The organism is Rhodococcus sp. 06-221-2, assembly GCF_002258365.1.
Classification (GTDB): Bacteria; Actinomycetota; Actinomycetes; order Mycobacteriales; family Mycobacteriaceae; genus Rhodococcoides; species Rhodococcoides fascians.
The window spans coordinates 1-19,371 of sequence record NZ_NOYJ01000018.1; the positions used below are offsets into that span (position 1 = coordinate 1).

Here is a 19,371-nt window from a genome sequence, read left to right on the forward strand (position 1 = left end):
GGAAACGCCCGGTCCCATTCCGAACCCGGAAGCTAAGCCCTCCAGCGCCGATGGTACTGCACTCGACAGGGTGTGGGAGAGTAGGACACCGCCGAACACAACTTGAACCAAACAACCCCCGACCATCACGGTCGGGGGTTGTTTGCATTCGAAACCACCACCCACGCAACAGTATTCGCCGCTTTCGTTGACCTGAACGCGCAGGCATCCACACGTGCACCCCCCAGTCCCATCATCGCCATACGGACCCCCCGTCCCCTCGCCCCCGGGGCGCGAACGCGCGCGCGTTCGCCGGACGCGAGCAGAACAGCGACACCAGACTGCGCGCACCCGACAAACGCGTGCGCGTTTGTCGGGCCGTCGAACCGGACCCAACCCCAACAAACCAACTACTGCCCATCGAAGCTTGGCGATCGATCGTGGGCAAACTTCGATTCTGCAGACGCGCTCGCATTCGCGAGGGGGACCGGGCACAGGACGGCCGAGTCGTCAGTGATGAAAACGGCAGGTGCACAGTGCACTACACGTACTGCGCCCAGTGATCGGGTGGATCAGACGTGAACGGATTCGGCCTCGTCTGCGGAAACCTTCACGTCCTTGGGGTTCGCCAGAACTGTCTCTGCGGATCGCCCTCGAAGGGTTACTCGATCACCGAATTCCCAGCGGTCCGCTTCGTTCTTGGCAGCACCGTCTACCGCTGTCTTGGAAGCGAGTATCGCACCGGGAGCACTCTTGGCCAGTTCCGATAATCGCGCAGCCTCGTTGACCGGATCGCCGATGACGGTGTACTCGAATCTCGACTTTGCTCCCACATTGCCGGCAACGGCTCGGCCGGCTGCAACGCCGACGGCTGCGCTGCACTCGGGTACTTCGACCAGCAATCGGCGGGCAATGGCACGTGCGGCCGAGAGTGCCGATCCGCAGTGATCCGGAATGTCGTTCGGTGCTCCGAAGATGGCGAGCGCCGCGTCGCCCTCGAATTTGTTGATGAAGCCGCCGTGTTCGTCCACCTCGTCCACGACGACGGCGAAGAAGCGGTTCAGTAGATCCACCACCTCGGTCGGCGGTCGTGATGCGGCCAATTCGGTGGAGCCCACCAGGTCGATGAAGAACACTGCAATATCGCGCTCCTGGCCCCCGAGTTCGCTCTCGGACTGCAGGGCCTTCTCGGCTACCTCGTGTCCGACGTGTCGTCCGAACAGGTCGCGGATCTTCTCTCGATCGCGCACACCGTCGGCCATGCGGTTGAAACCGCTCTGCAGTTCGCCGAGCTCGGTGCCGTCGTACACCGCGAGTCGGACATCCATGTTGCCCTTCTCGACTTCGGCCATGCCCGCCCGCACGTTGTTGATGGGGGAGGTGGTCGCGAAACCGCCCAGGACGGTCAGCGCGAATCCGAAGACGATGGTGATGCCGCCGAGCGCGAGGATGGACACAGCGAGCTGGTTTGCACTGGTCTCGGGTCGAAGGAAGCGGAACACCGCGATCATCATCAGGCCGGAGACCGGAACGCCGGTTCCCAGCAACCACGACAGGATGGAACGCCCCATGACACCGGCGATTCGGATGCGCCGTGGGTCACCTGCTTGCAGGGCACGAGCCGCGATGGGTCGCAGAGCGAACTCACTGAGCAGGTAGCTGAAGGCGCACACGACCGTGCCGCCCGCGGCGATGGTGAACGCCACCTTCGGGATCGCCTGGGGGTCGATGATGCCGTCGATCGTGGTGAGCAGAATCAGTCCACCGGTCCACAGCGCAATCTGCATGCGCGTCAGGCGCCAGGGCATGGCCAGCGTCGCGACCTGCTCGGACCGGGTGGGCTCGCGATCCTCGATGCCCCACCGCAGACTGCTGAGCGCACGTGTGGTGCCCCAGACGACACCGACCAGGAATGCCAGAAAGACGTACACCGGGACGACGATGAAGTTGACCCACCAGTAGCGGTCCATGTCCAGAACGTCCGGGCCTGGAACGACGACACTGATGAGGACACCGACGATCACCGCACCGATCAGGTTGGACAGGACCAGGAACACCGTCAGCAACAGCTGGATTCGGATCCGGCGTCGGCGCGGCGATTCGGTGGTGTCTCCGAGCAGCCGGGAACCCAGCGGAGCGGCAGATCGTCTGAATTGGGGCATGGTGGTCACAGAGTAACGGCCGTGCTGCCTTATGGTGGTCGAGTGCGTTTAGTTATTGCTCGTTGCCAAGTGGACTACATCGGCCGCCTCACCGCACATCTCCCTTCCGCTCGACGCCTGCTGCTCGTCAAGTCCGACGGATCGGTCAGTGTGCACGCGGACGACAGGGCGTACAAGCCCCTCAACTGGATGTCTCCGCCCTGTTGGATGGTCGAGACCACCGAGGACGAGACCATCAAATGGGTCGTCACCAACAAGGCGGGCGAAGAACTTCGCATCACGATCGACGACGTCGAACTCGATTCCAGTCATGAATTGGGGATCGATCCAGGGTTGGTCAAAGACGGTGTCGAGGCTCATCTGCAGGAGTTGCTCGCAGAACACGTCAACACCCTCGGTGAGGGGTACACCCTGGTGCGGCGTGAATACATGACGGCAATCGGACCGGTGGATCTGTTGTGCCGCAACGCAGATGGTGGCACTGTCGCCGTCGAGATCAAGCGTCGCGGTGAAATCGATGGTGTGGAGCAGTTGACTCGGTACCTCGAACTGCTCAATCGTGACCCGTTGCTGGCACCGGTCAGCGGTGTGTTCGCCGCACAGGTCATCAAGCCGCAGGCGAAGACTCTGGCCACCGATCGCGGTATACGTTGTCTGACACTCGACTACGACGTTCTCCGCGGCACCGACAGCACCGAGTTCCGGCTCTTCTGACGTCTGTCTGCCGAAGCGGCGCGATTCTCTACACTGGATGCGTGCCTCGTCGCAATCAGCCCCGCAAAGCGAGTCGGAGTGGTCCGAGCAGTCTCGGCCCGGCTACCGATTCCGTCCTGGGCGGCAATCGCGTCGAGGTGGGTCCTGACGGGGACACGTACACGACTCGGATGATTCCCGGTGCCAAGGCCGTCAAGACCTACCGTTGCCCGGGCTGCGATCACGAGGTACGGCCAGGGGTCGCCCACATCGTGGCGTGGCCGTCGGACGACTTCGGGGGAGCCGACAACCGCAGACATTGGCACACCGGGTGTTGGAGCGGCAGAAACACGCGAGGCCTCACCCGTAGATGGTCCTAGCGGGGGAGGCCGAGCGTGTGCTGCGAAGTCAGGACGCCGAGTCGGCGGATTCCTTCTCTTCGTCGTTGTCCTTCTCGGCCTTCGCCGCAGCCTTCTCTTCTTCTTTCTTGAGGATGGCCGTCGGGTCGGGGTTGTCCAGCAACTCGCTTTCGCGGTTGACCGAGGCCAGCATGGCCGGTACCGAATCGAGCTGGCCCCGGATACCCAGCAGCTGAGCGAGGACGCGGCTTCGCAGCACGCGCAGCTCCTCGGCCAATTCCTTCGAGTGCGCGATACGCCGCTCGGCTTGCTCGCTGGCGGACTGCAGCCGGCGTGCGGCCTCGGTCGTCGCCTCTTCGATACGGCGAGCAGCATCGGCCTTGCTGGACGCTTCCAGTTCTTCGAGCGCGGTGAGCACCTTGGTGCGGCGCTCGGCCATCGTGATCTCGAAGTCTTCCTGAACCTCGGCGCGCTTGGCCTCGGACTCGGCAGCCAGCTTGTCGCGCTCTGCCTGTGCGGCCTCGACGACGCGCGCAGCCTCGGTGCGTGCCTGAGCCATGGTCTGCTCGTGCTCGGTTTCGAGTGCCGTGCGGCGCTCCTCGAGTTCTGCGACCAACGATTCGTGACGGCTTCGCAGGCGAGTGCTCTCCTGCTGCGCAACCGAGATCATCTCCTCGGACTCCGCGTGCGCCTTCGCGCGAACCTCGGAGGCCTCGTCGGACGCCAGTCGCAACATGCGGGAGATGCGATCGCTCATGCCTTCCGCGGTGGTCGGCGGCACCGAGAGACGGTCGATGTCCTTGCGCAGTTCGTCGATCTCGTCGCGAGCGTCGTCGAGTTGCTTGGCCAGATCACGCGCCTGTGCCGCGGCGGCATCACGGTCGGCCGTCGTCAGCCGTAATTCGGCGTCGAATCGCTCGAAGTAGTTGGTGACTTCGTCGCGATCGAACCCCTTCCGAACGATGGAAAAGGGAAGTTGCACCGTGGAAGTGCGTTCATGATCGATGGCCATGGCCGTCAATTTACCGGTGAGTCAAGTGGAGAGCCATACGGCGTAATCACCGAGTCCGGTCAGTGCGCGTTGTGGTTCGGTTCGACCAGTTCGATCAGTACTCCGCCTGCGTCCTTGGGGTGGACGAAGTTGATACGCGAATCGGCCGTACCGCGGCGGGGGGCGTCGTAGAGCAACCGAACGCCGCGGGCGCGCAACTCGGAGGAGATCTCCTCGATGTCGGTGACCCGATACGCCAACTGTTGGAGTCCGGGGCCGTTTCGGTCGATGAACTTCGCGATGGTCGAGGATTCGTCGATAGGCGCGAGCAACTGCAGTGCCGCGGACTTCTCGCCTGCCCCGGGGAACGAGAGCATCGCCTCGCGGACGCCCTGTTCCTCGTTGACTTCCTCGTGCACCGCAATCATGCCCAGGTGGTCGGTGTACCAGGCGATTGCGGCATCGAGATCGGGTACCGCGATGCCGACGTGGTCGATAGCCGTCACCAGGTCGGAGCGGAGTGGGGCGCCCGTGTAAGACTGCGTGCTGGAGGTCATGGACAAGACGTTAGCGTCAGCTGCGTCACGGTGTTCCGCCAGGCTGGTATCGGTAGGGAGCCTGGCGAGCGTTGATCTCCACAAGGCCGTCTTCACACTTTCGGAGGAAATCGTGACCACAACAGTCATCGTCGCCGGTGCTCGTACGCCCGTCGGGCGCTTCTCGGGTGCGCTCAAGGACTTCTCGGGTTCCGACCTCGGCGGAATTGCCATCAAGGGCGCACTCGAGAAGGCCGGCGTCGCTCCGGATCAGGTCGACTACGTCATCATGGGCCAGGTCCTCACTGCGGGTGCCGGGCAGATCCCGGCCCGACAGGCCGCCTTCGCTGCAGGTATCCCGATGACCGTTCCGGCCCTGACCATCAACAAGGTGTGTCTCTCTGGCGTCGACGCCATCGCGCTGGCCGACCAGCTCATTCGCGCGGGGGAGTTCGAGATCGTCGTCGCCGGCGGTCAGGAATCGATGACCCAGGCACCGCACATGCTGGAGAAGTCGCGGGCGGGATTCAAGTACGGCGATGTCACCATGCGCGACCACCTCGCATACGACGGCTTGTACGACATCTTCACCGATCAGGCCATGGGTGCGCTCACCGAGCAGCGCAATCAGAGCTCGGAGGCAATCAGCCGCGAGGAGCAGGACACCTTCGCGGCCGCATCACATCAGAAGGCCGCCGCGGCGTGGAAGAACGGGGTCTTCGACGACGAGGTGGTGCCCGTGTCGATCCCGCAGCGCAAGGGTGAGCCCATCCAGTTCACTGCCGACGAAGGAATCCGGGCCGACACCACGGTCGATTCCCTCGGCAAGCTTCGCCCCGCGTTCGACAAGGCGGGCACGGTCACTGCCGGATCCGCGTCGCAGATTTCCGACGGTGCCGCCGCCGTCATCGTGATGAGCAAGGACAAGGCCGAGTCGCTCGGTTTGACCTGGCTCGCCGAGATCGGCGCGCACGGTGTGGTGGCCGGCCCCGACTCCACCCTGCAGTCGCAGCCCGCTCGCGCCATCGCCAAGGCCTGCGCGAAGGAAGGCATCGACCCGAAGGACCTCGACGTCGTCGAGATCAACGAGGCATTCGCGGCGGTCGGAATCGCGTCGACCCGTGAGCTCGGCATCGACCCGGAGATCGTCAACGTCAACGGTGGGGCGATTTCGATCGGTCATCCCCTCGGAATGTCGGGCGCTCGCATCGCATTGCACCTGGCTCTGGAGCTGCAGCGACGCGGTGGCGGAGTGGGCGCCGCAGCATTGTGCGGTGGCGGCGGACAGGGCGACGCGCTCATCGTTCGAGTCCCGAAGAGCTGAGTCGGTAGTGGCTCTGGTCCGATGAGACCAGAGCCACTACGTTCTGTCGTAGTAAACCGGGCACAATAGCGGGCATGACGAATTTCTTCGACCTGAGCAGCACGGCCAAACGCTTCCGTTTCATTGCCGTGCTCGAAGCGTTCACCTGGCTCGGACTACTGGTCGGCATGGCGTTCAAGTACCTGCCGGCCGACGGCAACGAGATCGGCGTGAAGATCTTCGGGCCCATCCACGGTGCGGTGTTCATCGTGTACCTTGCCGTTGCCGTTCTGACGGCCGTCAAGCTGAAGTGGGACGTCAAGGCCACGCTGCTGGCGCTGGTCGCGGCATTTCCGCCGTTCGGAACCGTGGTCTTCGAGATCTGGGCCGTGCGTACCGGACGCCTTGCCGAGCTGAGCAGTGGCCGACCCGCAGCCGACGCGAAGGTTCTGTCCTGACCGCCCGCCAGTGGATGACACATCGCGTTAGTGACAAACTGTAGGGCGTGACTCGACCCGGTTCCCGTCCTCCTGTCCGCCCGTCGGCCGCCGTCCCCGCATCCATTGCCGGAGCCGTCGACCTGTCCGTTCTCAAGGACCGTCCGGCACCTGCTCCCGCTGCCGAAGCCAGTGGCGATGCGGGAGGGTTGGCTCCGATCGTCGACGTGACCACGGCCAATTTCGAAGCCGAGGTTCTGCAGCGATCGATGCAGGTACCGGTCATCGTCGACCTGGGATCGGCTCGGTCGCCGCAGTCCCAGGCGTTGACGCGTCAGCTCGGGCAACTTGCCGTCGAGGCCGGCGGCACGTGGATACATGCCCGCGTCGATGTCGACTCGAATCCGCAGATCGCGCAGGCATTCGGCGTGCAGGCCATTCCCACGGTGGTTGCCGTGGCGGGTGGGCAACCGCTCGCCGATTTCCAGGGCACGCAATCCGACGAGCAGTTGCGTCAGTGGCTGCAGGCCGTCGAGCAGGCAACCGCCGGAAAGCTGTCCGGTCCACCCGGGTCGGCTCCCGCCGGCGAGCCGGAACCCGAGGTCGAGGATCCGCGCATCGTCGCTGCGGAAGAGGCGATCGACGAGGGTGACTTCGACAAGGCGGCGGCGGCGTATCAGGCAATCATCGACGCCGAGCCGAAGAACACCGACGCCGTCGCCGCGCTGCGTCAGGTCAAGTTCCTGGCTCGGGTGCAGAACGTTGCACCCGATGCCGTCGAGGTGGCCGACGCCGATCCCAATAATGTCCAGGCCCGCATCGATGCGGCCGACGCGGAAATGGCGGGGCAGCAGCCGGAACAGGCTTTCGCACGGCTCATCGACGGAATCAAGATCAGTGCGGGCGACGACCGCACGGCCCTGCGTACCCGCCTACTGGAGCTGTTCGAGTTGTTCGACGCCGCCGATCCTCTGGTGGTCTCGGCGCGTCGCAAACTCGCGTCCGCTCTGTACTGAATCCCTCAGCTGTAACGCGAATCGCACAGGGGTTTGCCGCCGAGAACTCCCGAGCGGAACGCGTCGACTCGGGAGAAGCCGGACGGCAGCGTCGTTCCGTTGACGTCGCTGGCGGCCAATCCGTCGCTGAGTAGACCGGAGACGGCTTCGTCGAGATCGCCGGGGGAGAGCCGGATTTCGAGAGCGGCCTCGTTGGATTCGGCGCTCAACGCTGCGGTGATGACCCCGGACAGGCATGCGGATCGAAGTGCGGTCTGAGGGTCGTCGAGCGTCTGGCCCGCTTCCTTCTGTACTGCGAGGGTGTAGCGAGACGCGAACAATACGTACGCGCTGTAGTCACCGGATACGTTGAGTGGCAGGATGTCTCCGCGCTGAGGTGTCTCGGGTTGCCCTATTTCGGCCAGGTCCTCCACATCGACACCGATGGTGTTGGTCGACGGGCAGTACGACACCGGAGTGGTGGCCTCGGCGTCGGTGCACCCGGTGTCCGATCCTGAGTAGTCCACGGTCGGGGGATCGGCGACGGGAAGCGCCGTCTCGAACGATCGCGTGAATGCGCCCAGGGAGTCCTCGGTGACCGGTAGCTCGCCGGAGTCGTCGGCGCTGTCGAACTTCTGCGGCAACGACGCTCGGCGTGAATCGATTTCGGCCTCGTCGATGCGTGTGCAGGCAGCTGCACCGTCGGTGAACCCGATCTGCACGGCAGTCACTCGTTCGAATGCGGACCCGTGTACCGATTCGGGATCGTTGGGGTCCACGTCGCGCACCGCGACGGTCGCAGCAAGAACACCGTTGAGCCCATCCGAGGTGTTGATGGTGAAGTGCTGCGAATCGCCTTCTGCGACATGGCGGATGAATGCGCCGGCGAAACAGTCGGCTTGCTGCTCGGCCACGATGGTCGGGGTGTCGTCGCCGACGAGTCCCGACTGATGCTGGATCGCGTGGCCGTATTCGTGCGCGATCACCATGACCACCGACATCGGCCCGAACGCGTCGACCAACGCCGGAAGCAGAATGGTGCGGTCCCACCCGATCGAGTCGTCGCGGGTGCAGTACGCGGCATTGGGGACTCCACCGGTTCTGTCTCCACAGAACCGGATGCCGGATCCCTCGTCCTCCGACGCATCCCACGAGGTCAATGTCGAGACCGGCGTGAACGAGCCCTTGAACAGGGCCGGATACTGCTCGGCCCAGAACTGCTGGATGTCGTCGATCGCGTTGGTTGCCAAGATGTCCGAGTCGGTGCCTTCGGCGTTCTCGACGGCGATGGTCGAATCCGGTACTCCCGGACGCGGTCCGCTCGGTCCGCTGGTGACCGGAAGGCCGGCGACCGTGAACGGATTCTCGTAGATCGACACTGCATTACCGCCGACGGTGGCGGCGCACGATGTCAACAGTAGTAACCCTGCAGTGGCGGCCGCAGCCAGAAGTCGTGGTCTGCGGCCGCCGGTCATCTACTGCTCCAATTTGATCCAGATCGCCCCGTTGGCGGGAAGTGCAACCTGGCCTGATGCCGGTCGACCGTGCCACGAGTGCGATGTTGCCGTCACTTCACCCAGATTGCCCATTCCGGAGCCGCCGTACTCCGTTGCATCGGTGTTGAGGATCTCGATCCAACGGCCTGGTTCCGGTAGTCCCACACGATAGCTGCCGTGCTCGGAACCGGAGAAGTTGAAAATACACGCGACAACCGAACCGTCGGAGCCGTACCTCAGAAAGCTGAGCACGTTGTTCTCGGTGTCGTTGGCGTCGATCCACGAGTAGCCACTGGGCGAGGTGTCCAGCGTCCACAGTGCCGGATGCGACCGGTACGTCGAGTTCAGATCTGCGACAAGCGATTTCACACCTCGGTGCAACGGCTCCTCGTCGATCTGGTACCAGTCCAGGCCTCGCTCCTCGGACCATTCGCGAGTCTGACCGAACTCCTGGCCCATGAACAGCAACTGCTTGCCCGGATGTGCCCACATGTAGGCGAGCATTCCGCGCAGCCCTGCGGCCTTGGCGTAGTCGTCCCCGGGCATGCGGGTCCACAGCGTGCCCTTGCCGTGCACCACCTCGTCGTGGCTGATGGGCAGCAGGTAGTTCTCGCTCCACGCGTAGACGAGCGAGAACGTGATCTCGTGGTGGTGGTAGCTGCGGTGGATGGGATCGCGCCCGACGAAGCCGAGGGTGTCGTGCATCCACCCCATGTTCCACTTCATGTTGAACCCGAGCCCGCCGACGTTCGTCGGGCGAGTGACGCCCGGCCAGGCGGTCGACTCCTCGGCAACGGTGACGACTCCGCGGTGCTTCTTGTGCACCGTGGCGTTCATCTCCTGCAGGAAGGACACCGCTTCGAGGTTTTCTCGGCCACCGTAGATGTTGGGCGACCAGCCGCCCTCGGGACGCGAGTAGTCCAGGTACAGCATCGAGGCGACGGCGTCGACGCGCAGTCCGTCGATGTGGAATTCGTCGATCCAGTAGAGCGCGTTCGCGACCAGGAAGTTGCGGACCTCGCGTCGGCCGAAGTCGAAAACCAGTGTGCCCCAGTCGAGTTGCTCGCCTCGCTGCGGGTCTCCGTGCTCGTAGAGCGGCCCACCGTCGAAGCGGGCGAGGGCCCATTCGTCCTTGGGGAAGTGAGCGGGGACCCAGTCGACGATGACGCCGATGCCTGCACTGTGCAGGTGATCGACGAAGAACCGGAAGTCGTCCGGACTGCCGAACCTGGACGTCGGTGCGTAGTAGGACGTCACCTGGTAGCCCCAGGATCCGCCGAACGGGTGCTCGGCGACCGGGAGCAACTCCACGTGGGTGAAGCCGGTCTCGATGATGTACTCGGCCAGTTGCTCGGCCAGCTCCCGGTAACCCAGGCCCGGTCGCCACGACGCCAGATGGATCTCGTAGACGCTCATCGGAGCCTGCGTGGGTTCGATGCCGGCTCGGGTGTCGAGCCACTTCTCGTCGTTCCAGGTGTACGTCGACGCGGTCACGACCGACGCGGTGGACGGCGGAACCTCGGTGGCGAAGGCCATCGGGTCGGCCTTGTCCTTCACCGAACCGTCGGAGCCGTGGACGCGGAACTTGTACAGAGCGCCGGGTTCGATGTTCGGGACGAACAGCTCCCAGACTCCGGTGGAGCCGAGGACGCGCATCGGCCAACTACGGCCGGTCCACCCGTCGAAGTCGCCCACCAGCGTGACGCCCTGGGCGGCAGGGGCCCACACCGCGAACGAGGTGCCGGTGACGGGGCCGTCGGGAGTGGCGTAGGACTGCTGGTGCGCTCCGAGGATGTCCCACAGACGCTCGTGGCGACCTTCGCCGAACAGGTGCAGGTCGAGTTCACCGAGGGTCGGTAGGAACCGGTACCCGTCGGCAGATTCGGACACGTGCCCACCTGGCCAGGTGACCACGAGCCGGTAATCGATCAGGTCCTCGACCGGGACTAGCGCAGAGAAGAGGCCGTGGGCGACGTGGGTCAACTCGTGGTCGACGCCCCCGACGCGCGCGATCACTTTCTCCGCGTCGGGCTTCAGCGTCCGAATCGCTGTTCCGCCGGGCACGGGGTGCGCGCCGAGCACGGAATGCGGGTTGTAGTGCCGACCAGCGGCGAGAAGATCGAGGTCGTTGTCGGACGGGGCTGCGACGGAATCTTCGGGCGTCGTCGGATTCTTGGTCACGTTGAATCCACTCACTTTCGGTTGCCGCGGTAGGCCAGTTCGATTCGTGCCGGATAGGGAATGTGGGGGAGCGTGAATATGTGCGCCACCGAGGTCCAGGGCTCGAGTCGGACGAAGTTGGTGTGGCCCCAGTCGTAATGGATGCCGCTCACCTCGTCCTTGATCGTCAGGGTGTCCTGCCAGTCGTGACCGAGCGCGGGCATGTCCAGATGGACGGTGCCCTCCTCGGCTCCGAACGGGTTGAGGTTGATGACCACCAACACCGAGTCGCCGGTCTGCGGATCGAACTTGGAGTATCCGATCAGCGCTTCGTTGTCGATCGTGTGGAAATGGATGTTGCGCAGTTGTTGCAGGGCCGGATGCGCACGGCGGATGGAATTGAGGGTGGTGATCCACGGCTCCAGCGATTCACCGCGGGCGAGCGCACCCTCGAAGTCGCGCGGTCGCAACTGGTACTTCTCGGAGTCCAGATACTCCTCGCTGCCCTCGCGCACGGCCTGATGTTCGTACAGTTCGTACCCGGAGTACACGCCCCACGTCGGAGCCAGGGTGGCGGCCAGAGCTGCTCGCAGAGCGAACATTCCGGGTCCTCCGTGTTGCAGGCTCTCGTGCAGGATGTCCGGGGTGTTGACGAACAGGTTGGGCCGCGCGTCGTCGGCGCGTCGGGCATGCTCCTCGGCGAACTCGGTCAGCTCCCACTTCGCGGTACGCCACGTGAAGTACGTGTACGACTGCGTGAACCCACGTTGCGCGAGACCGTACATGCGCACCGGCCGGGTGAACGCCTCGGCCAGGAACAACACGTCCGGATCGGTCTTCTTGACCTCGGCGATGAGCCATTCCCAGAAGTCCGGTGGCTTGGTGTGTGGATTGTCGACTCGGAAGATCTTGACGCCCAACGAGATCCAGTATCGGACCACGCGTAGCACTTCCTCGTAGATGCCACGACGGTCGTTGTCGAAATTGATCGGGTAGATGTCCTGGTACTTTTTCGGCGGATTCTCGGCGTACGCGATCGTGCCGTCCGGCAACACGGTGAACCACTCCGAATGTGTTGCGGCCCATGGATGATCCGGAGCGGCCTGCAGGGCAAGATCGAGCGCCACTTCGAGGCCGTGCTCTCGCGAGGCGTCGACGAACGCACGGAAGTCGTCCTCGGTTCCCAGCTCGGGATGGATCGCGTCGTGCCCGCCGTCCTTGGATCCGATAGCCCACGGCGAACCGACATCCTCGGGGCCCGGAGTCAACGTGTTGTTCGGGCCCTTGCGGTTGATCGTGCCGATCGGGTGGATCGGTGGCAGGTAGACGATGTCGAAGCCCATGCGCGCGATGCGCGGCAACTGCTCGATGGATGTCGCGAACGTGCCGTGCCGCGGTGATCCGTCCTCGTTCCACCCGCCCGTGGAGCGCGGGAAGAACTCGTACCAGGCACCGTTGAGGGCCAGGTTTCGGTCGACCCACACGTTCACGGCCCGTGATCTGGTCACCAGCTCGCGCAGCGGGTGCTGGAACAGCAGTTCGGTGACCGACGATGCGAACGCCGAAGACACGCGCGCGGGCAGCGGGCGGTCGGTGTCGCGCAGGCCGGCGGCGACGTCGGCAAGCAGCTGCCTGCTCTCCGCAGGAACGCCGGTGGCAGCGCGGAGGAACAGGCGCGCCCCGATCTCGAGGTCGTTGGCGAGTTCGTGGGCGCTCTGGCCCACTCCGAGCTTCGCTTCGACGGCGTGACGCCAGGTGCTGATCGGGTCGCTCCACGCCTCGATACGGCAGATCCAGTAGCCGGGCCGGGATGGGACGAACACCGCGTCGAACGTGTCCGGCTCGTGGCCGGGCGTCATCGGGATGCGTTCGAGCTTGCCTCCCGGTCCACGCACCGACAGCGTCGCGGCCACTGCGTCGTGACCCTCGCGCCAGACGTCGGCGGAAACTGGAAACGTCTCGCCCACCACCGCTTTCGCGGGGTATTTCCCGGTCGTCGTATCTGGAAGGACATTGTCGATACCAAGTCGACCTGTCACTTCACACTCCATTCTTCGTTAGAGGTATGGCTGCGCGGGCGCAACCTCTGATCGAACCGATATTTGGTGTGCTTCTACTCGTCAACCGTAGTGCAGCAGCGCAGATGGCGCGTGCGCCGACGCATACTGACCGCGACGGGCGCACGAGGAAATTTCGCCGAGCGCCCCATCGACACAGGTATCCGTGGGTAGGGTTCGGCTCTGTGAAAGCCTTGCGTCGATTCACCGTCCGAGCCCACCTTCCCGCCCGTCTGAATGCCCTCGCCGAGCTGTCGACAAACCTCAGGTGGTCGTGGCATTCGGCCACGCAGGATCTCTTCGAGCACATCGATCCTCTGCTGTGGACCGAACTCGAACGCGATCCGGTGGCCGTGCTCGGTGCCGTCGCACCCGGCCGGCTCGAAGAACTCGCCGAAGACGCATCGTTCCTGGCCGAACTGGACGCCGCCGAGGCGGATCTACACGACTACCTCGCCCGACCCCTCTGGTACCAGAACGAGCTCGCCGAGGGGCGAGCTCTGCCGTCGGGCATCGGTTATTTCTCGATGGAGTTCGGGGTCACCGAGGTGCTGCCGAACTACTCGGGTGGGCTCGGCATTCTGGCCGGCGACCACCTCAAGGCGGCGTCGGATCTCGGTCTACCGCTGATCGGCGTCGGACTGCTCTACCGCTCGGGGTACTTCCGGCAATCGCTGACGGCCGACGGCTGGCAGGCCGAGCGTTACCCGTCCCTGGACCCGCACGGTCTGCCGCTACGACTGCTCACCGACGACAACGACTCACCGGTGTTGATACACGTGTCGATGCCGGGGTCGCGCGTGCTGCGGGCCCGCGTGTGGATCGCTCAGGTGGGACGCGTTCCGCTGCTGCTGCTCGACTCCGACATCGCCGACAACGATCCCGAGCTCAGAGGAGTCACCGACCGCCTGTACGGCGGCGATCAGGACCACCGCATCAAGCAGGAGATCCTCGCCGGAATCGGCGGAGTACGCGCGATCAGGGCCTACACGCGCGCGCACGGACTGCCCGATCCCGAGGTGTTCCACATGAACGAGGGCCACGCCGGCTTCCTCGGGGTCGAACGCATCCGTGAACTCGTCACCGGTAGCGGGTTGGACTTCGATTCGGCGTTGGCCGCCGTCCGGGCGGGAACGGTGTTCACCACCCACACCCCGGTGCCTGCCGGCATCGACAGGTTCCCCGCCGATCTGGTGCGGCACTACTTCGGCGGTAGCGACGGTGCACCGGACTCGGCCCTGTTGCCGGGATTGCCGATGAGCCGAATTCTGGCGCTGGGTGGCGAGAGTGATCCGTCGGTGTTCAACATGGCGCACATGGGCCTTCGCTTGGGGCAGCGCGCCAACGGAGTGTCGAAGCTGCACGGAATCGTCAGCCGCGAGATGTTCAACGGCCTGTGGCAAGGATTCGACGCGTCGGAGGTGCCGATCGGATCGGTGACCAACGGTGTCCATGCGCCGACGTGGGCGGCGCGGGAATGGGCCGAGGGGGAGACCGAGACAGGTGAGCCGTTGTCCTCGGAACAGGTGTGGTCCACGCGAAACGCGTTGCGCGCGCAGTTGGTGGACGAGGTGCGCCGAAGGGTGCGCCGCTCGGCACTCGAGCGAGGGTCGACCGAGGCCGAGATAAGCTGGACTGCAAATGTTTTCGACCCCGACGTGTTGACCGTCGGCTTTGCTCGACGCGTACCGACGTACAAGCGTCTGACGCTCATGCTGCGCGAACCCGAGCGATTGCGGGCGATGTTGCTCGATCCCGTCCGCCCGGTTCAGCTGGTGGTAGCCGGAAAATCGCACCCGGCCGACGACGGAGGAAAGGCGCTCATTCAGCAGATCGTCAAGTTCGCCGACGAGGCCGATGTGCGACACCGCATCGTGTTCCTACCCGACTACGACATGTCCATGGCGCGCTTTCTGTACTGGGGATGCGATGTGTGGCTGAACAATCCGCTGCGACCCCTCGAGGCCTGCGGTACGTCCGGAATGAAGTCGGCGCTCAACGGCGGCCTCAACCTGTCGATTCGCGACGGATGGTGGGACGAGATGTACGACGGCGAAAACGGGTGGGCGATCCCGACGGCCGACGGCATCACCGACGACAATCGCCGCGACGATCTGGAAGCCGCTGCCCTCTACGAATTGCTCGAGCAGGCGGTGCTGCCGAAATTCTACGATCGCGGGGAAGACGGAGTGCCGGCTCGCTGGATCGAGATGGTGCGGCACACACTGGAACAGCTGGGACCGAAAGTGTTGGCATCGCGCATGGTTCAGGACTACACGCTCGGCTACTACGCGCCCGCTGCGCACTCCGCCCGCGCTGTGTCGGCCGACGGCTACCACGGCGCGAAGGACGTCGCGTCGTATCGCGGCCGCGTCGAGCAGGCGTGGCGCAACGTGAAGGTCACCCGAGTCGACAGCGAGGGGTTGCCGGACACCCCCGTCATCGGTGCCGAACTGTCGCTGCGCGCCATCGTCGACCTCGGCGGTATGGAACCGGGCGCCGTCGTGGTGCAGGCCGTGGTGGGACGCGTCGACGAGGGCGAGGACCTCAGCGATATCCACACCACCGAGATGTCGCACGTGGGCAGCGAGGGCGGCGAGCACGTGTACGCGGGCGAGACGCGACTGCCGCACAGTGGAGCGGTGGGCTACACGGTGCGGGTGTTGCCGCGGCACCACGGGCTTGCCTCCGATGCCGAGCTCGGTTTGGTGTCGACGCCGTAGGGAGCAGCTACTTTGCGGCCAGGCGGGTGAGGGCCTTGCGGACCACCTCCGGGTCGGAGGTCTCCCAGAACGGCGGCAAGGACGCGCGCAGGTAACCGCCGTACCGGGCGGTCGCCAGGCGCGAATCGAGCACGGCGACAACACCTTTGTCGTCGACGCTACGGAGCAGTCGACCGACGCCCTGGGCGAGCAGCAGGGCCGCATGGTTGGCGGCGACGGCGAGAAAGCCGTTGCCGCCGCGGGATTCGACGGCTTGCTGCCGAGCCACCAGCAGTGGATCGTCGGGCCGGGGGAACGGAATGCGGTCCAGGATCACCAGGCTCAGCGACGGACCGGGCACGTCGACGCCCTGCCACAGCGACAGCGTCCCGAACAGTGAGGTGGCCTCGTCGTCGGCGAACTTCTGCACCAGTGCGCCGGTGGAATCGTCACCCTGACACAGGATCGGGGTGTCGAGTCGTTCGCGCATCTCCTCTGCCGCGGCCTTGGCGGCGCGCATCGACGAGAACAGCCCGAGCGTCCGACCACCGGCTGCCTCGACGAGCGATTCGATCTCGTCGAGCGAGGACTTGGACAGGCCGTCGCGTCCGGGCGGAGACAGATGTTTGGCGATGTACATGATGCCGGCGCGAGCGTGGTCGAACGGCGAGCCCACGTCCAACGAATTCCAGCGAATGGATCCGTTGTCCGAGGGTGGTTCCACTCCCGACGCCATGGCGGTGTCACTGCGAGAGGGTTTCTCTGCGGGCAGGCCCCAATTGACGGCCAGGCCGTCGAAGGATCCGCCGACGGTGAGCGTCGCGGAGGTCAGCACCACGGTGGATTCGGCGAACAACCGTGCCCGCAGCAGCCCGCCCACCGAGAGCGGAGCAATGCGAACGGTGCGTTTGACGTTTCCTCGGAAATCGTCGACGGCGTGCCAGACGACGTCCTTGCGCTTGGCCGGGTCGGGCTCGTCGAAGGCAGTGAGCACTCGTACGGCGCTGTCGTGCACCTCGTCGACTGCCACGAGTGCTGCGCTGCGGGCCGCGGCGGCCTCGGGATCGCTGCCCGCCATGCCCTGTTTGTTCGGGCCGATCGCGGTGCGCACGGCCCAGGCGGCGTCGCGGACGGACGCCAGGGCCGGTCCGACGCCGTCGGGAAGGGACTGCCATCGACCGGGCGGTAGTTCGTCCAGAATCGCGGCCCAGTTCTCGGCAGCTCCTTCGAGTTGATCGACGGTCTCTTCCTCGATGAGCTTGGCGCTACGGCGTGCGGCCGCGGTGACGGTGGCGGCCGAAAGCTCCTCTGTGGCAACGCCGGTCACTCGGTCGACCAATTCGTGGGCCTCGTCGACGACCACGACGTCGTGCTCGGGCAGGATCTGAATTCCGGTGATCGCGTCGATGGCGAGCAGCGCGTGGTTGGTCACGACCACGTCGACCTGTGCGGCCTCGGTGCGGGCGCGCTCGGCGAAGCAGTCCTCGCCGACGGGGCACCGTGATTTCCCGAGGCACTCGCGAGCGGTGACGCTGACCTGACGCCAGGCCTGGTCGCTCACGCCGGGCACCACGTCGTCGCGATCACCCGTTTCGGTCTCCGAGGACCACTTCGTCAGCCGCACCACCTCGCGGCCCATCCGCGAGACGGCGAACGGGTCGAACAACTCCGCGTCCGGTGCTTCCTGTGCGGCACCGGTGTGAATCTTGTTCATGCACAAGTAATTGTTGCGGCCCTTGAGGATCGCGAACTTCGGACGCCGACCCACAGCCTCGGTCAGTGCGTCGGACAGACGTGGAAGGTCGCGGTCGACCAACTGTCGCTGCAGCGCGATCGTGGCCGTCGAGACGATGACGGTCTTTCCCGATTCGACCGCATGCCTGATGCTGGGCACGAGGTACGCGAGGGACTTGCCGGTGCCCGTGCCCGCCTGCACCGCGAGATGCTCACCGGTGTCGATCGAATGCGCCACGGCAGAGGCCATCGTCAGCTGATTGCTGCGTTCCTTGCCACCGAGCGAGTGCACCGCAACCTGCAGGAGAGCGGGAACGGTGGGCAACTCGGTCTTCGACGGCACCGAAGCAGACTACTGCCGATCGCCCACCGGGTTCGGCACCGACACCGCCCCTAGCCCAGGGCGAACCGGGTCGGTATCGCCGGTTCGCCCTGGGACAGGGCGAGCCCCTCCCACGGCAGGCTGACCAGGCGTCGCGCGAGGAGGTCCCGGCCCTCGGCGAGAGTCGGTAGATCGGCGACGCGCCGGCCGCCACGCATCAGCGGCGTGGTCAACGTCTCCACCGTCAGACCGTCTTCGACCGTCGGGGCGGCGTCGAACGGGTGCACTATTTCCTCGACAGCCGTACCGGTCCCACGCGCGGTCCGCAGCGCTGCCTTGGTACCCCCGCGCGATTCCTTGTGACTGCTGCGCTTGGCGACGGGTATGCCGTCCACGGTGACCAGCTTGTAGACCATTCCTGCCGTCGGCGCGCCCGAACCGGTGACCAGCGACGTGCCGACGCCGTACGAATCGACGGGTTCGGCGCGCAGCGCGGCGATCGCGTACTCGTCGAGGTCTCCGGAGACGACGATCCGCGTGTTCGGCGCACCGAGAGCGTTCAATTGGGCGCGGACCTGACGGGCGAGGACACCGAGGTCGCCGGAGTCGATGCGGACACCACCGAGCTCCGGACCGGCCACCTCGATCGCGTTGGCCACGCCCTGCTTGATGTCGTAGGTATCGACCAGCAGTGTCGTTCCCACCCCGAGCGCTCGGACCTGAGCGGCAAAAGCGGCCTTCTCGTCGGGGCCGTCGGCGGTGGTGTGCAGCAGCGTGAACGAGTGGGCCGACGTGCCTGCTCCGGGGACGCCGTGGCGTCGGACTGCTTCGAGGTTGGAGGTCGCGGTGAAGCCGGCCAAGTAGGCCGCGCGCGATGCCGCGACCGCCGCCTCCTCGTGGGTGCGCCGCGATCCCATTTCGATGATCGGCCTGGCCTCGGCGGAGGCGACCATGCGCGCTGCCGCAGAGGCGATTGCGCTGTCGTGATTGAGAATCGACAGCACCACGGTTTCCAGGACCACGCACTCGGCGAACGTGCCGCGGACCGTCAGGACGGGGGAGCCGGGAAAGTACAGATCGCCCTCGCGGTAGCCGTCGATGTCGCCCGTGAAGCGGTAGTTGCGCAGCCACTCGACGGTGTCGGCGTCGAGAAATTTGGACACGACACGCAGCTCGTCCGGGCCGAATCGGAAGCGATCGACGGCGTCGAGAATGCGCTCGGTGCCGGCCACGACGCCGTATCGGCGGCCGCCGGGTAGCCTGCGGGCGAAGACCTCGAAACTGCACGGTCTGTCTGCGTAGCCGCTGGCCAGGGCCGCGGACAGCATCGTGTACTCGTACTGGTCGGTCAGCAGTGCAGTGCTGGCTCCGTCGCTGGAAAGCGTGTGATCGGTGGTCGCGTCATTGCTCACCTCGATCACACTACGAGCGCAGGGGCGAACGTG

The 19,371-nt window shown here is 65.3% G+C and carries 14 protein-coding genes and 1 rRNA gene; 7 read left to right on the top strand and 8 right to left on the bottom strand.

Features of this window, described 5'->3' with window-relative positions; all coding sequences use genetic code 11:
* A 5S ribosomal RNA gene (gene rrf, locus CH281_RS10110) occupies window positions 1–97 on the top strand; the annotation flags it as partial.
* A gap of 454 nt (window positions 98–551) precedes the next feature.
* On the opposite strand, the gene CH281_RS10115 is transcribed toward rrf, so the two are convergent.
* On the bottom strand, window positions 552–2,141 hold the full coding sequence (locus tag CH281_RS10115; RefSeq protein WP_032384562.1) for an adenylate/guanylate cyclase domain-containing protein: 1,590 nt from the start codon (window positions 2,139–2,141) through the stop codon (window positions 552–554).
* A gap of 42 nt (window positions 2,142–2,183) precedes the next feature.
* Between CH281_RS10115 and nucS the strand changes: the two genes are divergently transcribed.
* Complete coding sequence (gene nucS / locus CH281_RS10120) at window positions 2,184–2,855, top strand: endonuclease NucS (RefSeq protein ID WP_027497682.1); 672 nt, start codon at window positions 2,184–2,186, stop codon at window positions 2,853–2,855.
* A gap of 41 nt (window positions 2,856–2,896) precedes the next feature.
* The gene (locus tag CH281_RS27275) at window positions 2,897–3,214 is read left to right on the top strand and encodes an ATP/GTP-binding protein (RefSeq protein ID WP_072692233.1); all 318 of its coding nucleotides are present in this window, start codon (window positions 2,897–2,899) and stop codon (window positions 3,212–3,214) included.
* 28 nt (window positions 3,215–3,242) lie between these two features.
* Here the strand turns inward: CH281_RS27275 and CH281_RS10130 are convergent, their stop codons facing one another.
* On the bottom strand, window positions 3,243–4,205 hold the full coding sequence (locus CH281_RS10130; RefSeq protein WP_027497681.1) for a hypothetical protein: 963 nt from the start codon (window positions 4,203–4,205) through the stop codon (window positions 3,243–3,245).
* A 59-nt stretch (window positions 4,206–4,264) separates the two neighbouring features.
* Window positions 4,265–4,741, bottom strand: coding sequence for a methylmalonyl-CoA epimerase (mce, locus tag CH281_RS10135; protein ID WP_032384481.1), 477 nt, complete (start codon window positions 4,739–4,741; stop codon window positions 4,265–4,267).
* Window positions 4,742–4,853: 112 nt separating this feature from the next.
* On the opposite strand from mce, the gene CH281_RS10140 reads away from it, so the two are divergent.
* The 3 genes from CH281_RS10140 (at window position 4,854) to CH281_RS10150 (ending at window position 7,476) form a co-directional block, all read left to right on the top strand.
* The gene (locus CH281_RS10140; protein ID WP_032384482.1) at window positions 4,854–6,044 is read left to right on the top strand and encodes an acetyl-CoA C-acetyltransferase; all 1,191 of its coding nucleotides are present in this window, start codon (window positions 4,854–4,856) and stop codon (window positions 6,042–6,044) included.
* Window positions 6,045–6,109: 65 nt separating this feature from the next.
* Entirely contained in the window at window positions 6,110–6,481 is a 372-nt protein-coding gene (locus CH281_RS10145) for a DUF3817 domain-containing protein (RefSeq protein WP_176457953.1), read from the top strand.
* A gap of 47 nt (window positions 6,482–6,528) precedes the next feature.
* A complete protein-coding gene (locus CH281_RS10150; RefSeq protein ID WP_230590986.1) occupies window positions 6,529–7,476 on the top strand; it encodes a tetratricopeptide repeat protein in 948 nt (315 codons plus the stop codon).
* A gap of 5 nt (window positions 7,477–7,481) precedes the next feature.
* Here CH281_RS10150 and CH281_RS10155 read toward each other — a convergent pair whose 3' ends face one another.
* The 3 genes from CH281_RS10155 to CH281_RS10165 are packed head-to-tail and all read right to left on the bottom strand — an operon-like array spanning window position 7,482 to window position 13,150.
* Window positions 7,482–8,930, bottom strand: a complete 1,449-nt coding sequence (locus CH281_RS10155; RefSeq protein ID WP_027497676.1) for a metallopeptidase — start codon at window positions 8,928–8,930, stop codon at window positions 7,482–7,484.
* Entirely contained in the window at window positions 8,931–11,132 is a 2,202-nt protein-coding gene (gene glgB / locus CH281_RS10160; protein WP_032384563.1) for a 1,4-alpha-glucan branching protein GlgB, read from the bottom strand.
* Between the two features lie 11 nt (window positions 11,133–11,143).
* A complete protein-coding gene (locus CH281_RS10165; protein ID WP_027497674.1) occupies window positions 11,144–13,150 on the bottom strand; it encodes a maltotransferase domain-containing protein in 2,007 nt (668 codons plus the stop codon).
* Window positions 13,151–13,353: 203 nt separating this feature from the next.
* On the opposite strand from CH281_RS10165, the gene glgP reads away from it, so the two are divergent.
* A complete protein-coding gene (glgP, locus tag CH281_RS10170; RefSeq protein ID WP_032408345.1) occupies window positions 13,354–15,891 on the top strand; it encodes an alpha-glucan family phosphorylase in 2,538 nt (845 codons plus the stop codon).
* A gap of 7 nt (window positions 15,892–15,898) precedes the next feature.
* On the opposite strand, the gene CH281_RS10175 is transcribed toward glgP, so the two are convergent.
* Together CH281_RS10175 and CH281_RS10180 are read right to left on the bottom strand one after the other, a co-directional pair.
* Entirely contained in the window at window positions 15,899–17,947 is a 2,049-nt protein-coding gene (locus CH281_RS10175) for an ATP-dependent DNA helicase (protein ID WP_032408344.1), read from the bottom strand.
* Between the two features lie 50 nt (window positions 17,948–17,997).
* A complete protein-coding gene (locus CH281_RS10180) occupies window positions 17,998–19,254 on the bottom strand; it encodes a nicotinate phosphoribosyltransferase (RefSeq protein ID WP_238325199.1) in 1,257 nt (418 codons plus the stop codon).
* Window positions 19,255–19,371: the final 117 nt, after the last annotated feature.

Excerpts from the sequence above, each read along its gene's own strand:
- CH281_RS10180 (WP_238325199.1), bottom strand. The coding sequence starts at position 19,254 with ATGCTGTCCGCGGCCCTGGCCAGCGGCTACGCAGACAGACCGTGCAGT.
- mce (WP_032384481.1), bottom strand. The coding sequence starts at position 4,741 with ATGACCTCCAGCACGCAGTCTTACACGGGCGCCCCACTCCGCTCCGAC.
- CH281_RS10155 (WP_027497676.1), bottom strand. The coding sequence starts at position 8,930 with ATGACCGGCGGCCGCAGACCACGACTTCTGGCTGCGGCCGCCACTGCA.
- CH281_RS10130 (WP_027497681.1), bottom strand. The coding sequence starts at position 4,205 with ATGGCCATCGATCATGAACGCACTTCCACGGTGCAACTTCCCTTTTCC.
- CH281_RS10115 (WP_032384562.1), bottom strand. The coding sequence starts at position 2,141 with ATGCCCCAATTCAGACGATCTGCCGCTCCGCTGGGTTCCCGGCTGCTC.